This is a genomic window from Methyloversatilis sp. NSM2, assembly GCF_038066675.1.
GTDB lineage: Bacteria > Pseudomonadota > Gammaproteobacteria > Burkholderiales > Rhodocyclaceae > Methyloversatilis > Methyloversatilis discipulorum_A.
Genome location: NZ_JBBUKV010000001.1, coordinates 216,462 through 233,208, shown reverse-complemented (window position 1 = coordinate 233,208; position 16,747 = coordinate 216,462). Strand labels below are relative to the sequence as shown.

General features: G+C 65.7%; 16 protein-coding genes. 3 read left to right on the top strand and 13 right to left on the bottom strand.

Going from position 1 to position 16,747, the window contains the following annotated elements; translation table 11 throughout:
* Nucleotides 1-7: 7 nt before the first annotated feature.
* The 11 genes from WJU27_RS01085 to WJU27_RS01035 form a co-directional block, all read right to left on the bottom strand.
* Nucleotides 8-652 (bottom strand): LutC/YkgG family protein, encoded by a 645-nt coding sequence (locus WJU27_RS01085; RefSeq protein ID WP_341420876.1) that lies wholly within the window; start codon nucleotides 650-652, stop codon nucleotides 8-10.
* Complete coding sequence (locus WJU27_RS01080; RefSeq protein ID WP_341420875.1) at nucleotides 649-2,067, bottom strand: LutB/LldF family L-lactate oxidation iron-sulfur protein; 1,419 nt, start codon at nucleotides 2,065-2,067, stop codon at nucleotides 649-651. The genes WJU27_RS01085 and WJU27_RS01080 overlap by 4 nt, the downstream gene beginning before the upstream one ends.
* A 1-nt stretch (nucleotide 2,068) precedes the next feature.
* On the bottom strand, nucleotides 2,069-2,827 hold the full coding sequence (locus WJU27_RS01075) for a (Fe-S)-binding protein (RefSeq protein WP_341420874.1): 759 nt from the start codon (nucleotides 2,825-2,827) through the stop codon (nucleotides 2,069-2,071).
* A gap of 4 nt (nucleotides 2,828-2,831) precedes the next feature.
* On the bottom strand, nucleotides 2,832-3,833 hold the full coding sequence (gene pbpG, locus WJU27_RS01070) for a D-alanyl-D-alanine endopeptidase (protein ID WP_020165389.1): 1,002 nt from the start codon (nucleotides 3,831-3,833) through the stop codon (nucleotides 2,832-2,834).
* Nucleotides 3,834-3,935: 102 nt separating this feature from the next.
* Entirely contained in the window at nucleotides 3,936-5,084 is a 1,149-nt protein-coding gene (locus WJU27_RS01065; RefSeq protein ID WP_341421610.1) for a patatin-like phospholipase family protein, read from the bottom strand.
* A gap of 60 nt (nucleotides 5,085-5,144) precedes the next feature.
* Nucleotides 5,145-7,418, bottom strand: coding sequence for an NADP-dependent malic enzyme (locus tag WJU27_RS01060; RefSeq protein ID WP_341420873.1), 2,274 nt, complete (start codon nucleotides 7,416-7,418; stop codon nucleotides 5,145-5,147).
* 174 nt (nucleotides 7,419-7,592) lie between these two features.
* Complete coding sequence (locus WJU27_RS01055) at nucleotides 7,593-8,309, bottom strand: transglycosylase SLT domain-containing protein (RefSeq protein WP_020165392.1); 717 nt, start codon at nucleotides 8,307-8,309, stop codon at nucleotides 7,593-7,595.
* Nucleotides 8,310-8,711: 402 nt separating this feature from the next.
* Nucleotides 8,712-9,299: a hypothetical protein gene (locus WJU27_RS01050; RefSeq protein WP_020165393.1), complete on the bottom strand. Its 588-nt coding sequence runs from the start codon at nucleotides 9,297-9,299 to the stop codon at nucleotides 8,712-8,714.
* Between the two features lie 900 nt (nucleotides 9,300-10,199).
* Nucleotides 10,200-12,284, bottom strand: a complete 2,085-nt coding sequence (locus WJU27_RS01045; RefSeq protein WP_341420872.1) for an ATP-dependent helicase — start codon at nucleotides 12,282-12,284, stop codon at nucleotides 10,200-10,202.
* A 59-nt stretch (nucleotides 12,285-12,343) separates the two neighbouring features.
* A complete protein-coding gene (locus WJU27_RS01040) occupies nucleotides 12,344-13,549 on the bottom strand; it encodes an MFS transporter (protein ID WP_341420871.1) in 1,206 nt (401 codons plus the stop codon).
* A gap of 61 nt (nucleotides 13,550-13,610) precedes the next feature.
* A complete protein-coding gene (locus tag WJU27_RS01035) occupies nucleotides 13,611-14,048 on the bottom strand; it encodes a RidA family protein (RefSeq protein ID WP_341420870.1) in 438 nt (145 codons plus the stop codon).
* Between the two features lie 74 nt (nucleotides 14,049-14,122).
* Between WJU27_RS01035 and soxR the strand changes: the two genes are divergently transcribed.
* From soxR to WJU27_RS01020, 3 genes are all read left to right on the top strand, one after another.
* Nucleotides 14,123-14,590 (top strand): redox-sensitive transcriptional activator SoxR, encoded by a 468-nt coding sequence (gene soxR / locus WJU27_RS01030; RefSeq protein ID WP_341420869.1) that lies wholly within the window; start codon nucleotides 14,123-14,125, stop codon nucleotides 14,588-14,590.
* Nucleotides 14,591-14,775: 185 nt separating this feature from the next.
* Entirely contained in the window at nucleotides 14,776-15,426 is a 651-nt protein-coding gene (locus WJU27_RS01025) for an OmpA family protein (RefSeq protein ID WP_341420868.1), read from the top strand.
* Nucleotides 15,427-15,491: 65 nt separating this feature from the next.
* A complete protein-coding gene (locus tag WJU27_RS01020; protein WP_341420867.1) occupies nucleotides 15,492-15,971 on the top strand; it encodes an LEA type 2 family protein in 480 nt (159 codons plus the stop codon).
* Nucleotides 15,972-15,998: 27 nt separating this feature from the next.
* Here WJU27_RS01020 and WJU27_RS01015 read toward each other — a convergent pair whose 3' ends face one another.
* On the bottom strand, nucleotides 15,999-16,364 hold the full coding sequence (locus tag WJU27_RS01015; RefSeq protein ID WP_341420866.1) for a bleomycin resistance protein: 366 nt from the start codon (nucleotides 16,362-16,364) through the stop codon (nucleotides 15,999-16,001).
* A gap of 46 nt (nucleotides 16,365-16,410) precedes the next feature.
* Complete coding sequence (locus tag WJU27_RS01010) at nucleotides 16,411-16,695, bottom strand: hypothetical protein (protein WP_341420865.1); 285 nt, start codon at nucleotides 16,693-16,695, stop codon at nucleotides 16,411-16,413.
* Nucleotides 16,696-16,747: the final 52 nt, after the last annotated feature.

Sequence of the window (16,747 nt, the reverse complement as noted above, 5' to 3'; positions counted from 1 at the left end):
GTCGTGCTCAGCCGACGATCAGCAGATGCACGCGGTAGGGGCCATGGGCGCCAAGCACGATGGTCTGTTCGATATCGGCCGTGCGCGACGGTCCTGAAACGAAATTGACCGCCCGTGGCCAAGGTGCGAGTTCGCGCCGGGCATCGGCCCAGGCGGCTTCCATGTCGGCGACGATGTGCTGGCGCGGAACCACCGCGATATGCGTCTCCGGCAGCAGGCTGTTGACGGCCGGCGACTGCGGCCCGGAACAGAGCATCAGCGTGCCGGTTTCGGCGATGGCGCGGAAGCAGCCGGTGACGCCGACCAGATCGTCGCCGGTCGCCGCCCCGATGCGTGCATCCAGACCGGCGCCGGCCCAGTCCAGCGTGGCGAGCGCCGGGGCGACGACCAGCGTCGTCGGCAGCCCCTGCCCGCGCAGCCAGTCGGCACAGTGCGCAGGCACTTCCGCTTCGGTGGCGCAGCGGTCGACGGTTGAAATCATTGCCAGCGCGCGTTCGATGAAACGGTCGAGCAAGCCGTCGGCGGCAGCGCGCGGCCCGGTTTGTGGCTGCGCTATCGTCGCCTCGACGCGCGCGCGTGCGGCGGCGCTTGTGCTGTCGGTGCGGCCCAGCTGGCGACGCAGGCGACCGAGGATGTCGTCACGCACGCTCATTTCCCGCCTCCGCGCTGGCGCTCAGCATAGAGCTCGCGGAAGGTCTTCGCCGCTGGCGCCGGAAAATCGCGCTGGGCGGTCCAGCCTGGCGCGACACCCATGACCTGAATGCGGTCGCGCCCGTCGGCCAGCCAGCGCAGATAGCGCACGGCGACGCGGGTGCCCAGCGCATACAGCTTCGGGCGTGCCGCGACCCAGGCCCACAGCCTGGTGGCGATGCGCTCCGACCAGGGCCTCAGGCCGCGCTCGACCTGCTTCTCACGCAGCGTGCGCATCAGTTCGGGCAGCGGAATCGACACCGGGCAGACGACGCCGCACTGATTGCACAGCGTCGCCGCGTGCGGCAGGTCCATCGCCTTGTCCAGTCCCTGATAGAGCGGCGTCAGTACCGACCCCATCGGGCCCGGATAGACCCAGCCGTAGGAGTGACCGCCTATCGTCTGGTACACGGGGCAGTGGTTCATGCAGGCGCCGCAGCGTATGCAGCGCAGCATGGCTTCGAATTCGCTGCCCAGCAGATCGGCGCGACCGCCATCGACCAGCACGAAATACATGTGCTCCGGGCCATCCGCATCGCCGGCCTGCTTCGGGCCGGTCAGCATCGACACGTAATTGGTGATGGCCTGGCCGGTGGCCGAACGCGGCAGGATGCGCAGCAGCGTGGCCAGATCCTCCAGCGTCGGAATCACCTTCTCGATGCCGGTCAGCGCGACATGCACGCGCGGCAGCGTCGTGCACAGCCGGCCGTTGCCCTCGTTGGTGACGATGGCGACCGAGCCGGTTTCGGCGACCAGAAAGTTGCCGCCGGACAGGCCCATGTCGGCGCCGAGGAATTCCGGCCGCAGCACCGCCCGCGCCTCGTGCGTCAGTTCCTCGATATCGGTCTTGGGCGCCGTGCCATGCACGCGCGCGAACAGTTCGGACACCTGCTCCTTCGACTTGTGAATCACCGGCATGATGATGTGCGACGGTGGCTCGTTGTCGTTGATCTGCAGGATGTACTCGCCGAGGTCGGTTTCGACCGGGCGGATGCCGGCGGCCTCCAGCGCGGCGTTCAGCCCGGCCTCCTCCGACACCATGGACTTGGATTTCACCACCGTGCGCACGCCGTGACGACGCGCGATGTCGATGATCAGTTCGCAGGCGTGGTCGCCGTCGCGCGCCCACAGCACGGTGGCGCCGCGCTCGATGGCCTTCTGCTCGAAACGCTCCAGCCAGACGTCGAGATCGCGCAGCACCGAGGCGCGGATTTCAGTGGCGCGTGCGCGCACCGCGTCGAAATCGGGGAAGGCGGCCACTGCCGAGGCACGCGATGCGGCATTGCGGCCGCGCGTGCGCCTCAGGTTGCGTTGCAGTTCCGGGTCGTCGAGCCGCTGGCGCACCCGCGACACGAAGTGCATCGAGCGGATTTCCATGTCAGTCCCGGCCCCCGGCGTCGCCGGCGAGCAGTTCGGCGATGTGGATCACCTGCGTCAGTTCGTCGCCGTTGCGGCGCAGCCGGCCTTCGATATTCATCATGCAGCCGAGGTCGCCGAGCGCCACTGCGTAGGCGCCAGTGCCACGTATCGCTTCGCACTTGCGCTGCACGATGGCGCCGGAAATGTCCGGATACTTGACCGCGAACAGGCCACCGAAGCCGCAGCACTCCTCGCATTCGCGCATTTCGATCCGCTTGACGCCCGGCATGCGGTCGAGCAGCGCGCGCGGCTGCTGCTTCACACCCAGTTCGCGCAGGCCGGAACAGCTGTCGTGATAGGTGACCGAACCGTTGAAATCGCCCGGCACCTCGGTCACGCCAGCGACATCGACCAGGAATTGCGTCAGTTCGAAGGTTTTCGCCGCCAGCGCCTCTGCACGTGCCCGCCACGCGGGCTCGTCGGCGAACATATCGGGATAGTGCGTGCGCACCGTGCCGGCACAGGAGCCGGACGGCGCGACGATATAGGGGAAGCGTTCGAACTCGGCGATGAATTTGCGCGCCAGCGCGCGCGCCGCCGCGGTGTCGCCCGAGTTGTAGCCGGGCTGGCCGCAACAGGTCTGCGCGTCCGGCACGACGGCGACGTAACCGGCCGCCTCGATCAGCTTAAGTGCCGAGAAGGCGATGGACGGCCGCATCAGGTCGACCAGGCAGGTGACGAAGAGAGCGACCTCGCCGCGACTGCCCGGAGCGACCATGAGCTCAGCCCTGACGGGCGCCCTGCTGGGCCACCTGCTCGACCCAGCGGCGGATGCGGTTGGCGTCGCCGATGCGGGTCAGCCTGCCCCAGGAATCGAGCAGCACGATCACCACCGGCTTCTGGTTCATCCACGCCTGCATCACCAGGCACTTGCCCGCCTCGTTGGTGAAGCCGGTCTTCTGCAGACCGATTTCCCACTCCGGGTTCGATACCAGCGCGTTGGTGTTGTTGAAATGCACCATGCGGCCATTGACGGCGAAGTAGCCGTCGCGCGTGGTCGAGAACTCGCGGATCAGCGGATAGCTGGCCGACGCCGCCACCATCTTCGCCAGATCGCGCGCCGACGACACATTGCGCGGATTCAGACCGGTGCTGTCGAAGAATTGCGTGTCGGCCAGACCGAGGTCGTGCGCCTTGCGGTTCATCGCTGCGATGAAGGCCGCGTGGCCGCCCGGGTAGTAGCGCGACAGCGCCGACGAGGCGCGGTTTTCCGACGACATCAGCGCCAGATGCAGCATTTCCTCGCGCGTCAGCCGGGTACCGATCGCCAGACGCGAACGGGTGCCCTTGAGCTGGTCGATGTCCTCCTCGCTCACCTCAAGCACCTCGTCCAGCGCCGGCTTGGCGTCCAGCGCCACCATCGCGGTCATCAGCTTGGTGATCGAGGCGATCGGCACGATGGCCGACGAATTGCGCTCGAACAGCACTTCGCCCGTGTACTGGTCCTGCACCAGCACGGCGGTCGACTTCACATTCGGCAGACCGAGTGCGTCCATGTCGGGCATGGCGGCCTCGCGCGGCACCGCCGCGACGGACTTGCGGGAGGTTTTCTTGATGCTCGCCTGCTTGATGCGCGCAGACTTGGAGGATTTGGCGACCTTGACCGATTTCTTGCCGGCCTTGGCCTGGGTGGTCGTCTTGCCGGAAGCGGCTTCGACGGTGGGTGCGACGACGAAACTCAGCGCCATCGCGGTGCAGCTGACCATCAGGTACTTCAGGAACATGCGTGTGACCCCTGCTGGCGGTTCGATTGAGGCCGAAGTTTACCCCCCGATGTCAAATTCTCAAACGAAAATAAGAGCCTGGAAAGTATTCTTACGGCGAATTCACGATCGTGAAGTAGTACTTGACGGCATTTCCGCAGCAAACTTCAGGCCAAGAAAGCTCACCACGTCGTCCGCGCGCGCCATCGTGTCACGGTAACCGAGGTCTATCAGTGCCCGGGTGAAGGGCTTTTCGAACAGCAGATAGCTGGCCAGACCGCCGCCGGCGCGCCGGGTGCCGCCGATGCCGCCAAGCAATGTGCGCACGCCTATCGGCAGCGCATCGACGTGGCGGGCGGCGATGTCGTCGAGCCGCTCCGATGGCGCGATCACCAGCGTTTCGATCGGCCGCAAGGGCACGCCCATCTGCTCCATCACGTGTGGCGGAATGCGGCCGAGGATGTCGTTGACGCGCTGCAACTGCTCGATGTCTATCATCAGCTGATCGAGAAAGATGCTGGCCAGCGCGTGGCCGGCAACCTGCGCCAGCGACGGGTAGCCGTGGCCGCGACGGCGCGGGTCCTTCTCGCTCATGCGCCCCACGCCGACGATGAAGATGCGTTCGGCGCCCAGATGCACCGCCGGACTGACCGGCGCCAGCTGGCGCATCGAGCCGTCGCCGAAATACTCGCGGTTGATGTGTACCGCCGGAAAGATGAAAGGCAACGCACTGCTGGCCAGCAGGTGCTCGACCTTGAGCGGCGTGCGCGAGGCGGCGCGCTGCATGCGCTTCCACGGCTCGATGCCGTCGCCGCCCTCGAAGAAGGCGACGCTGTCGCCCGAGGTATAGCCGGAGGCGGTGATCGACAGCGCGTACAGCGCACCGCGCTGGATGGCCCGGTCAATACGCGAGAAGTCGAGCCGGGCAGCCAGCAGTTCGCGCAGCGGCGTGTTGTCGAGCAGCGATTTCGGATAGCGGTCCACCGCCCAGCCGAACATCAGCGCCATCAGCCAGCGCGCGCCGGTCTTGCCTATGCCCCAGGGGTCGGCGCGATAGACCTGGCCGGCTTCGAAATTGCGCCAGATGTACAGCAGGTTGTCGACGGCGTCGCCGAAGTCCTCGCTGTAGACACCCAGTGCGGCGGCGTTGATCGCGCCGGCCGAGGTGCCGCACAGGATGGGAAACGGATTGACCCGCTTGTCGGGCAGCAGCTCGCGCACCGCCGACAGCACGCCGACCTGGTAGGCGGCTCGAGCGCCGCCCCCGGACAACACCAGCGCCGTCCTTCCATGCTGCTCCACGCCCTCCCCCTTTCGGGCACGGGCCGTGGGTCAGCGAATCTGACTTGCCTCCACCACGGTCAGTGCAGTCATGTTCACGATGCGCCTCACCGTCGCCGTCGGCGTAAGGATGTGCACCGGCTGCTTTGCGCCGAGCAGGATGGGGCCGATGGTCATGCCCTCGCCTGCGGCGGTCTTCAGCAGATTGTAGGAAATGTTGGCTGCATCAAGCGTCGGGAAGATAAGCAGATTCGCCTCGTCCCGCAATCTGGAGTTGGGGAAGATGCGCGTGCGGATGTCGATGTCCAGCGCCGCGTCACCGTGCATTTCGCCTTCGACCTCCAGTTCGGGGTAATCGGAATGCAGGATTTCCAGGGCGCGACGCATCTTGTCCGACGTCACCGTATTGTCGGAGCCGAAGTTCGAATGCGACAGCAGCGCGATCCTCGGTTCGATGCCGAAACGGCGCGCCTCTTCCGCTGCCAGCACGGTCATCTCGACCACCTGTTCCGCCGTCGGGTCGTAATTGACGTAGGTGTCGCACAGCATCAGCGTACGGCCCGGCAGGTTCAGCAGATTCATCGCGTAGAAGTTGCGCAGCCCTTCCTTCAGGCCGAGCACGTTGCGCACGAAATGCAGGTGGCGCGCGAAGTTGCCGAAGGTGCCGCAGATCAGACCATCGGCGTAACCGAGGCGCACCATCAGCGCGCCGATCAGCGTGGTGCGGCGACGCGCTTCCATCTTCGCGTAATCGACCGAAATGCCCTTGCGCTCGGTCAGTGCGTGGTAGGTGGTCCACAGCTCCTTGTAGCGCGGGTCGTTTTCCGGCGTCACCAGTTCGAAGTCGATCTCCGGACGCAGGCGCAGGCCCAGCTTCTGGATGCGACCCAGCACGACGTCGCGTCGGCCGATCAGGATGGGTCGGGCCATGCCCTCGTCGACCACGTTGCGCACCGCGCTGAGCACGCGTTCGTCTTCGCCCTCGGCGTAGATGATGCGCTTCGGATTGCGCTTCGCTTCGGCGAACACCGGCTTCATCACGAGGCCGGAAATCCACACGAGGTTGTTCAGCTGCTGGCGGTAAGCCTCGAAGTCCTCGATCGGACGCGTCGCCACGCCCGAATCCATCGCTGCCTGTGCAACCGCCGGCGCAATCTTGACGATGAGGCGCGGATCGAAAGGCTTGGGAATCAGGTATTCCGGACCGAAAGACATCGGCTGCTCACCGTAGGCGGCACGCACGATTTCACTCTGCTCGACCTGGGCCAGGTCGGCAATGGCACGCACCGCGGCGAGCTTCATCTCTTCGGTGATCGTGGTCGCGCCGACATCGAGCGCACCGCGGAAGATGAAGGGGAAGCACAGCACGTTGTTGACCTGGTTCGGATAGTCCGAACGACCGGTCGCGATCACGGCGTCGTCGCGTACCGCCTTCACCTCGTCCGGCATGATTTCCGGATTCGGATTGGCCAGCGCCAGGATGAGCGGCTTCGGCGCCATGCGCTTGACCATGTCGGCCTTCAGCACGCCGCCCGCCGACAGGCCGAGGAACACGTCGGCGTCGTGGATCACCTCGCCCAGCGTGCGCGCGTCAGTCACCTTCGCGTAGCGCGCCTTCAGCGGCTCCATGTCCTCGATGCGACCTTCGTACACCACGCCCTTGATGTCGGTCACCCAGATGTTCTCGATCGGCATGCCGAGCAGCACCAGCAGGTCGAGGCAGGCCAGCGCGGCTGCACCGGCGCCCGAAGTGACCAGCTTGACCTCCTTGATGTCCTTGCCGACCGCTTTCAGACCATTGAGCACGGCGGCACCGACAACGATTGCGGTGCCGTGCTGGTCGTCGTGGAAGACCGGGATCTTCATCCGCTCGCGCAGCTTGCGCTCGATGTAGAAGCACTCCGGCGCCTTGATGTCCTCGAGGTTGATGCCACCGAAGGTCGGTTCCATCGCCGCGATGATGTCGACCAGCTTGTCGGGGTCGCGCTCGTCCAGTTCGATGTCGAACACGTCGATGTTGGCGAACTTCTTGAACAGCACGCCCTTGCCTTCCATCACCGGCTTGGCGGCCAACGGGCCGATCGGACCGAGGCCGAGCACGGCGGTGCCGTTGGTGACGACACCGATCAGGTTGCCGCGGGCGGTCATCTGGCTGACCTGCAGCGGATCGGCGACGATTTCCTCGCAGGCGGCGGCGACGCCCGGCGAGTAGGCCAGCGACAGATCCTGCTGGTTGGTCAGCGCCTTGGTGGGAACAACGGAAATCTTGCCCGGGGTGGGCTTGCGGTGGTATTCGAGTGCAGCGTTTCGAAAGTGCTCATCCATGGTGAACGGCGACTCCTCCGGTCGAGTTGCATCGCCCTGCACCCGATGCCGCGCCTGATGGGCGAAACATGGTGCAGTGCGAAAACCAGAGATTTTAGCCGTTCGGCGCGCCCAGCGGGCTGTGGATAACCGTTGTATCGCGCCATTCGGCCGTGCGGCCGACCAGGATAGGCGTCAGAGCGCCACTTCCGCCGTCTGCAGACGCGGACCGAAAGTCGCGGAAAGACGCCGGTATTCCGCCAGCACCTTGTTCGAATAGACCTGATCGGGATCCTCGATCGATCCGACATAGCGCTGCAGACCGCCCTCGACCGAGCCGGACAGGCGAATGTATTCGCGCAGCACCTGTGCACCGACGAAGATGCTGGTTGTCGGGTCGAGCAGCGAAGCATCGGGGCCGAACAGCGCCAGCTTTTCCGGATGATATTTCGGGATGACCTGGGTCAGCCCCTGCGCACCCCAGGCGCTCTCCGCCGTCGGGTTGAAGGCGGACTCCACCGAAATCAGCGCGATCAGCAACAGCGGATCGAGCTTGTAGCGGGATGCGGCGGCATAGACGTCGGTCACGTACTGCTCGACCGCGGCACGCGCCACACGGTGACGACGCGACACATGATCGGCAACCGTCTTCTGCTGCGCGGTCAGTTCGACACCCGAGCCGGTGGCCGGCAGATCGGGCATCTGCAGATCGGTGTCTGCCGAAACCTGTTGCGCGCTGCCGAGCAACGAGAACTCGGGCAGTGAGGGCAGCATGCGCGGCGTCAGACCCGCTTCGGCCACACGCAGTACGACGAACACACTGACCATGAGACCGACGGCGAGCAGACCACCGTGCGCAAAGTGCAGCACTACTGCTGCGGTGCCCTTGAGGACGGAGAAAACCTTGTTCATGCAGCACTCCTTTCGCGCGTTCTGACGGACATCGCCGAAGCGATGGACGCAGCACGCCTGAGGAGCCCGTGCTAACGGGCTGTTGCCGTGCCTCGCAGCGTGGCGAAGCGTACGGAAAAGCTTGAATCGCGGCGTTCGCGGACCGCAGTGGCGGTCGGAACATTCTGGAAACCCGGACGGACAGGGCTGGGGCCCGGGTCAAACTGAAACTGCTGGTGGCGACGTATCTGTTACGTGTGCCGGAGGGAGCGATCAAGCAACGACGCGCGCATCTTCCTGATTTACAAGGGACAGGTCAAGTAAAGCTTCGTAACACCGGATCAGGATGGGCTCCTCGTCAAAGAAAAAAGCGGCATGGAGACAACGATCTCCATGCCGCTTTCGATGACGCAGGACGCGCGATCAGGACGGACGCGAACCTGTCGGGAAGGGCCATGCAGCAGCCGGATTCAGCGACGACTTGATACCCGGCGTGGCAGCCGTCGACGGCGTTGCCGGCGCGGGAGCAGCGGGCGCTTCCGACTTTGCGGCCGCGGCCGGCGCGGTTTCCGGTGCCTTGGTAACAGCCTTGGTCACTGCAGGTGCCGCCACCTTCTTCGCAGCAGGCTTGGCAGCCGGCTTTGCGGCAGGCTTGGCAGCCGGCTTCGCAGCGGCCTTCGCCGGTGCAGCCTTCTTCGCTGCCGGCTTCGCAGCGGCCTTCGCCGGTGCAGCCTTCTTCGCTGCCGGCTTTGCAGCAGCCTTCGCCGGTGCAGCCTTCTTCGCGGCCGGCTTTGCAGCAGCCTTCGCCGGTGCAGCCTTCTTCGCTGCCGGCTTTGCAGCGGCCTTCGCCGGTGCAGCCTTCTTCGCCGCCGGCTTTGCAGCAGCCTTCGCCGGTGCAGCCTTCTTCGCTACGGGCTTGGCAGCGGCCTTGGCCGGTGCGGCTTTCTTCGCAGCAGGTTTCGCCGGGGCACTCGCCTTCTTCGCCCCCTTCTTAGCTTCAGCTTCAGCCATGACTTCTCTCCTCTCGGATAACAGGATTGGACAGCACCTCAGCCCCTCCGGTGGCGGAAGGTCTGTTCGAGACGACGCACCGATGTGCGCCCGGTCAGGAACACCGCACGACATGCGCGGGCGACCTGCTCCCACGCACACCTCCGGGTCAACGACCCGAACGACACACGGGCGACGCATGCCGCCCGGATGCCGGATTCACACTCGCAAGCCATCGATGGACGCTTACGACATTCAACAGGACTAATGAAGGCTCGCTCGCCCCATACCGTGACATCCGTCGCTGTCGGCTGGCCTGACCGCCGACAGCACACGCGAGCATTCGAAACAGGGAGAGGTCGTACCGGCCATCAATGTGCCGACCACTCCGGAATGATGGATGCACTGACCCGCAGAGCGCCGACGGCGACTCGCGAGGTCGAGTGGATTCCATGCGCGCAGCGTGTCGCGACGCATGAGAAACGCAGACGATTTTTCGGGGGAAAGGACTTCCGACGCGCCGACGAAATCGGCAGCAGAGGTGAGGCTTGAAGATGACGTCGCAACGGACTGATTCATGGGCCGAAAGTATTGCACAACCATGAGCCGTTAAAGCAACAAACAGCACAAAAGTCCAGAAATATTTTCAGCCTCAGCGCCGCGCAACTTATTGTTTTGGAATATTTAATTCAGCAACGAAACAACACCGAGCGCGCTGAAACCGTTATACGACGCCACTTTCTGAACAATGACACCTGCACGAAAAGACGTCCACATCGTCAGCTGGCTCGAGGTCGGAGTGTTGCGCCGCGCAAACACCTTCTTACGCGTCAACGGCACCCGTAGTGTCCGATCCCGGGTCCGCTACTAGATGCAGTGTGCCGTGCGCGACACTGCGAACCGCCGAAAAACCTCTATCGGTCACTGCCACATCGCACGCATCTTCGCGGCGATATCGACCCGCGCTTCCGCCACCGTCATCGCCGGCACGCCGTCCATGTCGACGCGTGGCCAGCTCGTCTGTTCGAACAGCGGGAGCAGTCGATTCGGAACGAAGCGGGTGCGCCCTGCGTAGACATGACGATCACCGGTCGACGCCTGACCGGTGATGTAGAAGCGCTGCGGCACCACCAGCTCGAGCTGCTCCTTCGCGCGCGTCATCGCAACGTAGAGCAGGCGTCTTTCCTCCTCGATCTCGGCCTGGCTGCCGGTCGACATTTCCGACGGAATGCCGCCGTCGACCGCGTTGAGCACCGACACCGCGTTCCACTCGCGCCCCTTGGCGGAGTGGATGGTCGACAGGATGAGGTAGTCCTCGTCGAGCAGCGGCGCGCCCGGCTCGTCGCTGGTCACTTCGGGAGGGTCCAGCGTGAGCTCGGTAAGGAAGCGCTCGCGACTCGGATAGGTCGACGCCAGCCGTGCGAGTTGCTGGATGTCCGCAGCGCGCACGACGGCATCCTCGTACAGACGATCCATCTGCGCTTCGTACCAGCGCGCCACCTGTTCGGCACTGGCCGGCCATTCGGCGCGCTCGGCACCGGCCGCTTCGACCAGCGCACTGAACTCGGACCAGCAGGCGCGCACGCCCTCGGGCACCGGCTGTTCGGCAAGCAGCGCGGCACCCGGCGGCGCAGCCTGGATGTTGTCGAGGATGCGTGCCGCAGTCTTCGGACCGATGCCGGCCAGCAACTGGATCGCGCGGAATCCGGCAACGCGGTCGCGCAGGTTCTGCGCCCAGCGCAGCACCGACAGCAGATCCTTCACGTGCGCCGCTTCGAGAAACTTCAGGCCGCCGAACTTCACGAAGGGAATGTTCCGCCGTGTCAGTTCGATCTCCAGCCGCATGCTGTGGCTGGAGGTGCGGAACAGCACCGCCTGCGACTTCAGCTTAATGCCGCCTTCGCGCCGCGCGAGTATCTGCGTGACGACGAACTCCGCCTGAGCAGCGTCGTCGCGCACCGATACCAGCAGCGGCTTCTGCGTGCCGGTGCGCACACTCCACAGCTGCTTGACGAAACGCTCGTCGGCTTCGCCGATCACCGCATTTGCCGCGTCGAGCAGCGGCGGTGTCGAGCGGTAGTTCTGCTCCAGCGTGATGCGCCGCGCCGGCGGATCGAACTGCTGCGGGAAGTCGAGGATGTTGCGTACCGTGGCACCACGGAAGCTGTAGATGGACTGCGCGTCGTCACCGACCACGGTGAGGCCCCGGCCGTCGGGTTTGATCGACAGCAGGATGCTCGACTGCAGGCGGTTGGTGTCCTGGTACTCGTCGACCAGCACATGCGCGAAGCGCGCGCCGAGTTCGCGCGCGATGACCGGCTCGGCCGCCATCTGTGCCCAGTACAGCAGCAGGTCGTCGTAGTCGAGCACCTGCTGCGCCTGCTTGGCCTCGACATAGGCGCGGAACAGCGTTTTCAGATCGGCCTCCCACTCGGCACACCAGGGGAAGGACGACTGCAGCACATCGGCCAGCGGCGACTGCGTGTTCACCGCCGCCGAATAGATCGCCAGGCAGGTACCCTTCAGCGGAAAGCGCTTGGCCTTGCTGGACAGGCCGATGTCGTGCCGCACCAGATTCATCAGATCGGCAGAGTCTTCGCGATCGTGGATGGTGAAGGCGGGATCGAGCCCGATGCGTCCGGCGTACTCGCGCAGCAGCCGCGCACCGACACCGTGAAAGGTGCCCGACCACGGGAAGCCGGCACTGGCCAGCGTGGCGAAACGCGGCGACACCTGCGCGACGATGCGCTGCACCCGGCGCGTCATTTCGTCGGCCGCGCGTCGCGAGAAGGTGAGCAGCATGACGGACTCCGGCTGCGCGCCATTGACCAGCAGATGGGCAACGCGATGCGCCAGCGTATTCGTCTTGCCTGTGCCGGCGCCGGCGATCACCAGCAGCGGCCCGGCAAGGGCGTCGGGCGCAACGCCGAAGGTGGCGGCTTCGCGTTGCGCGTCGTTCAGGGAGGAGAGGTAATCGGGGCGACTGACGGTGCTGGATTCGGACACGGCGGAACACTTTCGATAGCTGTATCCATATACAGTACATCAAACAAAGCGGCGGCCGGTCAGCCTCGCCGCGCGAGGCGCCTGTCGTGCGCGAGCGCGACGGCAGTGAGCAGGCCGAGCCCGCCACCGACCGCGCAGGTGGCCGGCCAGCCGCCGTGTTGCCAGGCGAATGAGCCGAGGGCCGAGCCGCTTGCGGCACCGGCGAAATAGCAGGTCATGTACACCGCGTTGAGTCGCGCCCGAGCCTCCGGTGCGAGCCGGAACACGATGTGCTGGTTGCTGATGTGCACGCCCTGCAGCGCCATGTCGATCACGACGAAACCGCCGAGGAAGCAAGCCAGGCTGTCCGCACCCCACAGCAGTGCCACCCAGCTCGCGATCAGCAGCAGCACCGCGATCGCGCTTGCACGCATTGCGCCACCACGATCCGCTGCGCGGCCGACGACGTTGGCCATCAGCGCGCCGGCCGCCCCAGCCAGTCCGACCAGGCCGATGGAAACCTCGTCCATGCCGTGCCCCGGTCCGGCCAGCAACAGCGCCATCGTCGAGAACAGCACGCTGACCGAGGCGAAGGACAGCGCCCCGAGCAGCGCACGACTGCGCAGACGCGGCAGGCTGCGGAACAGTGTGCCGAGCGATGCCAGCGTCTGCAGGTAGGGCCGCGGCGACGGATTGCGCGATTGCGGCAGCACCCTCCACAGCAGCAAGGCAACGACGAGCATGGCGAAGCCGGCGACCCGGTACACGGTCGACCAGCCGCCGAGCGGCGCGAGCAATCCGGCCACGCTGCGCGCCGCGAGGATGCCGGTCAGCAGACCGCTCATGACGACACCGACCGCCTGCCCCCTGCGCTGCGGTTCGGCCAGCGTCGCCGCCATCGGCACCAGTATCTGCGCCGCCACCGAGAACAGGCCGGCCACCGCGATGCCCGTCGACAGCAGCGAAAGCGAATCGGCGAAGCCGCTGATGAACTGGCCCAGTGCAGCGAGCAGCATGAGTCCCACCGCCAGTGCCCGCCGCTCGAGCATGTCGCCCAGCGGCACGAGCAGCAGCAGTCCGCAGGCGTAGGCGACCTGTGCGATGGTCACGGTGAATGCCACCGATGCCTCGTTCGCGTGCAGGTCGCGCGCGATGGCCGACAGCAAAGGCTGGTTGAAGTAGTTGCCGCCGGCACACAGGCCCGCGGCCACGGCCATCAGCAGCAGTACCGGCGTCGACAAGGTGTCGCGTGCTGCGGACTGCGAAGAAGCGCTCGATCGATGCATGGAATCCTGGATCCGGAAGGTGTAGTCGTCCGCCGCGCGGCGGTGCAGGTCGATGGGCAGCTCAGCCGTGGATGACCGCCGTCGCCTCGATCTCGAACAGCATGCCGTCGAGCGCCAGCCGCGGCACCGGTATCAGCGTGCAGGCCGGCGGCGACGCCTCGCCCCACATCGCACGCAGGGCCTGCACGAATACAACGAGCCGGTCCTGCGTGTGATCGACCACCAGCACCGTGAGCTTGACCACGTCGGACGGCGCTGCCTGCGCCGCATCCAGGGCCGTGGCGAGGTTGCGCAGTGCCTGCGCAACCTGCTGCGCGAAGTCGGGCGACAGCTCACCGCGCGCATTCTCGCCGCCCTGCCCTGCAATATATATATGGCGCGCCGGAGCTTCGGCGATCACCAGGTGCGAGTAGCCATTGGCCGTCGCGTCGTAAAGGCCCTGCGGCTGGATGAAGCGGGTGCGTCGGCCGTTCGGGGCGGCGGTGGAAGGCAAGGACATGGTGTGCTCCATTCGATGGAAGGACGCGTAGCATCGGACCTCAAGCAAGGTTGAGGTCAACCCCCGGAGATCGAATGTCAGAACTCGCCAAAGGCAACAAGTCCGTTACGGTCAGCCTGTCGGTCGGTGAAGTCGCCGCACGCAGCGGCGTCGCCGTATCGGCATTGCACTTCTATGAAAGCCGCGGGCTGATACACAGCACGCGCAACGCCGGCAACCAGCGGCGCTATCCGCGTTCGGTGCTGCGCCGCGTCGCGGTGATCAAGGTGGCGCAGCGCATGGGCATTCCGCTGGCCGCGATTGCTGAAGCACTGCAGGCATTGCCGAACCGGCGCACGCCCACCGTTGCCGACTGGCGCCGCCTGTCGGCGCGCTGGCAGCAGGAGCTGGACGCACGCATCCGCACGCTCACGCAGTTGCGCGACCAGCTCGACGGCTGCATCGGCTGCGGTTGCCTGTCGCTGAAGGCCTGCCCGCTGCGCAACGCGCAGGACACACTGGCCGGCGAAGGCGCAGGACCGCATTTCGACGAAGGACGCTGAAGCGCGACCCGACGTCGGCGCGTGCGTACATCGGGCGTACGCGTTGTCTGACAGGAGTACATCGGGGAATCGCCGAGACTTCAAAGGTGCCGCTGCGACATAAGGCGTCAGCAATGCGCCGCGCAGCGCGCACGAACAACTCGGCGCCGCGTCGAACGCGGCCCGCATACCGGAGAGCACACATCATGAAAAAGACACTCATCCTGCTGACTGCCGGCGCCCTCGTCGCCACCGGCTGCGCGAACATGACCGAAACACAGAAGCGGACCACGATAGGTACAGGCGTCGGTGCGGCTGCCGGCGCAGCACTGGGCAGCGCGGTCGGCCGCAGCGGCGGCGCCACGCGCAGCGGTGCGCTGATCGGCGCCGCGGTTGGCGGCATCGGCACCTATATCTGGTCACAGAAGATGGAGGAACAGAAGCGGGCGATGGAACAGGCTACCGCTGGCACCGGCGTCGATGTGGTGCAGACCGCCGACAACCAGCTGAAGCTCGAGATCCCGAGCGACATTTCATTCGACGTCGGCCGCGCCGACATCAAGCCGAACTTCCGCCCCGTGCTCGACCGCTTCGCGCAGACGCTGAACGCCAATCCGACCACCTCGGTGCGCATCATCGGTCACACCGACAGCACCGGCAGCGACGCGGTGAACGATCCGCTGTCGGTCAACCGCGCCGCCAGCGCACGCAACTATCTGGCCGACCGCGGCGTGGCGTCGTCGCGTATCGTGATCGACGGCCGCGGCTCGCACGAACCGCTGGCCGACAACGGCAGCGAAGCCGGCCGTGCCAAGAACCGGCGCGTCGAGATCTTCGTTGGCGAACCGGGCAAGTAAGTCCCGACCGATGAAGGAAGGCCGGGCGGCACGCGTTGCCGGGCCCGACGACCACAGAGGTGATCATGTACCGGAATGCCGCACGCCTGCTCCTCGTTCTGTGTGCCCTGCTCGCGCTGTCAGGCTGTGCCGGCCTGACCACGCGCGACCCGGTGCGGGTCAATCTGGTCGGGCTGGAACCGCTGCAGGGTGAAGGATTCGAATTGCGCTTCGCACTGAAGCTGCGGGTGCAGAACCCGAACGACCATCCGATCGACTACGACGGCCTGGCACTGCAGCTCGATGTGAACGACCGGACCTTCGCCACCGGCGTCAGCGATGCGCGCGGCAGCGTGCCGCGTTTCGGCGAGGCAGTGGTGAGCGTGCCGGTCACGGTGTCCGCCTTGTGGGCCTTCCGTCAAGTGCTGGAACTGGGCAGCGACGCCGATCTCGACCGCCTGCCCTACACGCTGAGTGGCAAGCTCGGCGGCGGTCCTTTCGGCGTGCAGCGCTTCAGCGAAAGAGGCACGCTCAGCCTCCCCGCTGCGACCGGCGGAAGTCAGTAATTCGACGCAAGCGCCGTGATCGCCACCTCAGGTCGCGGTGCGTTCGTGAAAGGTGATCAGATTGCCGTCGCCATCAAGCACGGCGAACTCCCGAGTGCCCCAGGGCGTTTCATGCAGCGGTGCATTGGGATGGACGATGCCCTCCCGCGTGCAGCGAGCGAACAGTGCATCCACGCCTTCGACGGCGATGCGGCAGCCGGTCGCTTCGGCGATGCGCCGGTCGCCGCAGGCCCAGAAATGGATATGAATGCCGCCCAGCGCCACGATGCCGTAGACGCCCTGGTCCACGTGCACCGCTGTCGCACCCAGGCGCTGCACGTAGAAATCGACGGTCTGCAGGATGTCGAGCGACGCCAGCACCGGCGTCGCTGCAACGAAGCGGATACCGCTCATCGGCAGGTCCTGCGTCGCAGCGCCCAATGGAGCAGGCGCTGCACGCTCAGCGCTTCTGCCCGAAGTAGAAGCCGATCACCAGCGTGAGCAGCGGAGGAATGATCTGCTGGCAGGCTTCGAACAGTTTCTGCGCCCGGTCGGCGCTGCCGGCGTCGGCCCAGTAGTACATCGCCATCGCGAGCATGAATACCAGCGCCAGCGCGGTCAGCACGATGGAACCGAAGTAGAGGTGACGGCTTTCCTGATCCTTGCCGTTGAGACGCGCGATCAGCGCCATCATGACGATCACGATGAACAATTCGCCTGCCGCAAAAAGCAGAACGTTATCCATGGAGCCTCCGTTGAGCGTGGCCAGGCTGGGCGAGATGACCATGTCCGCTATT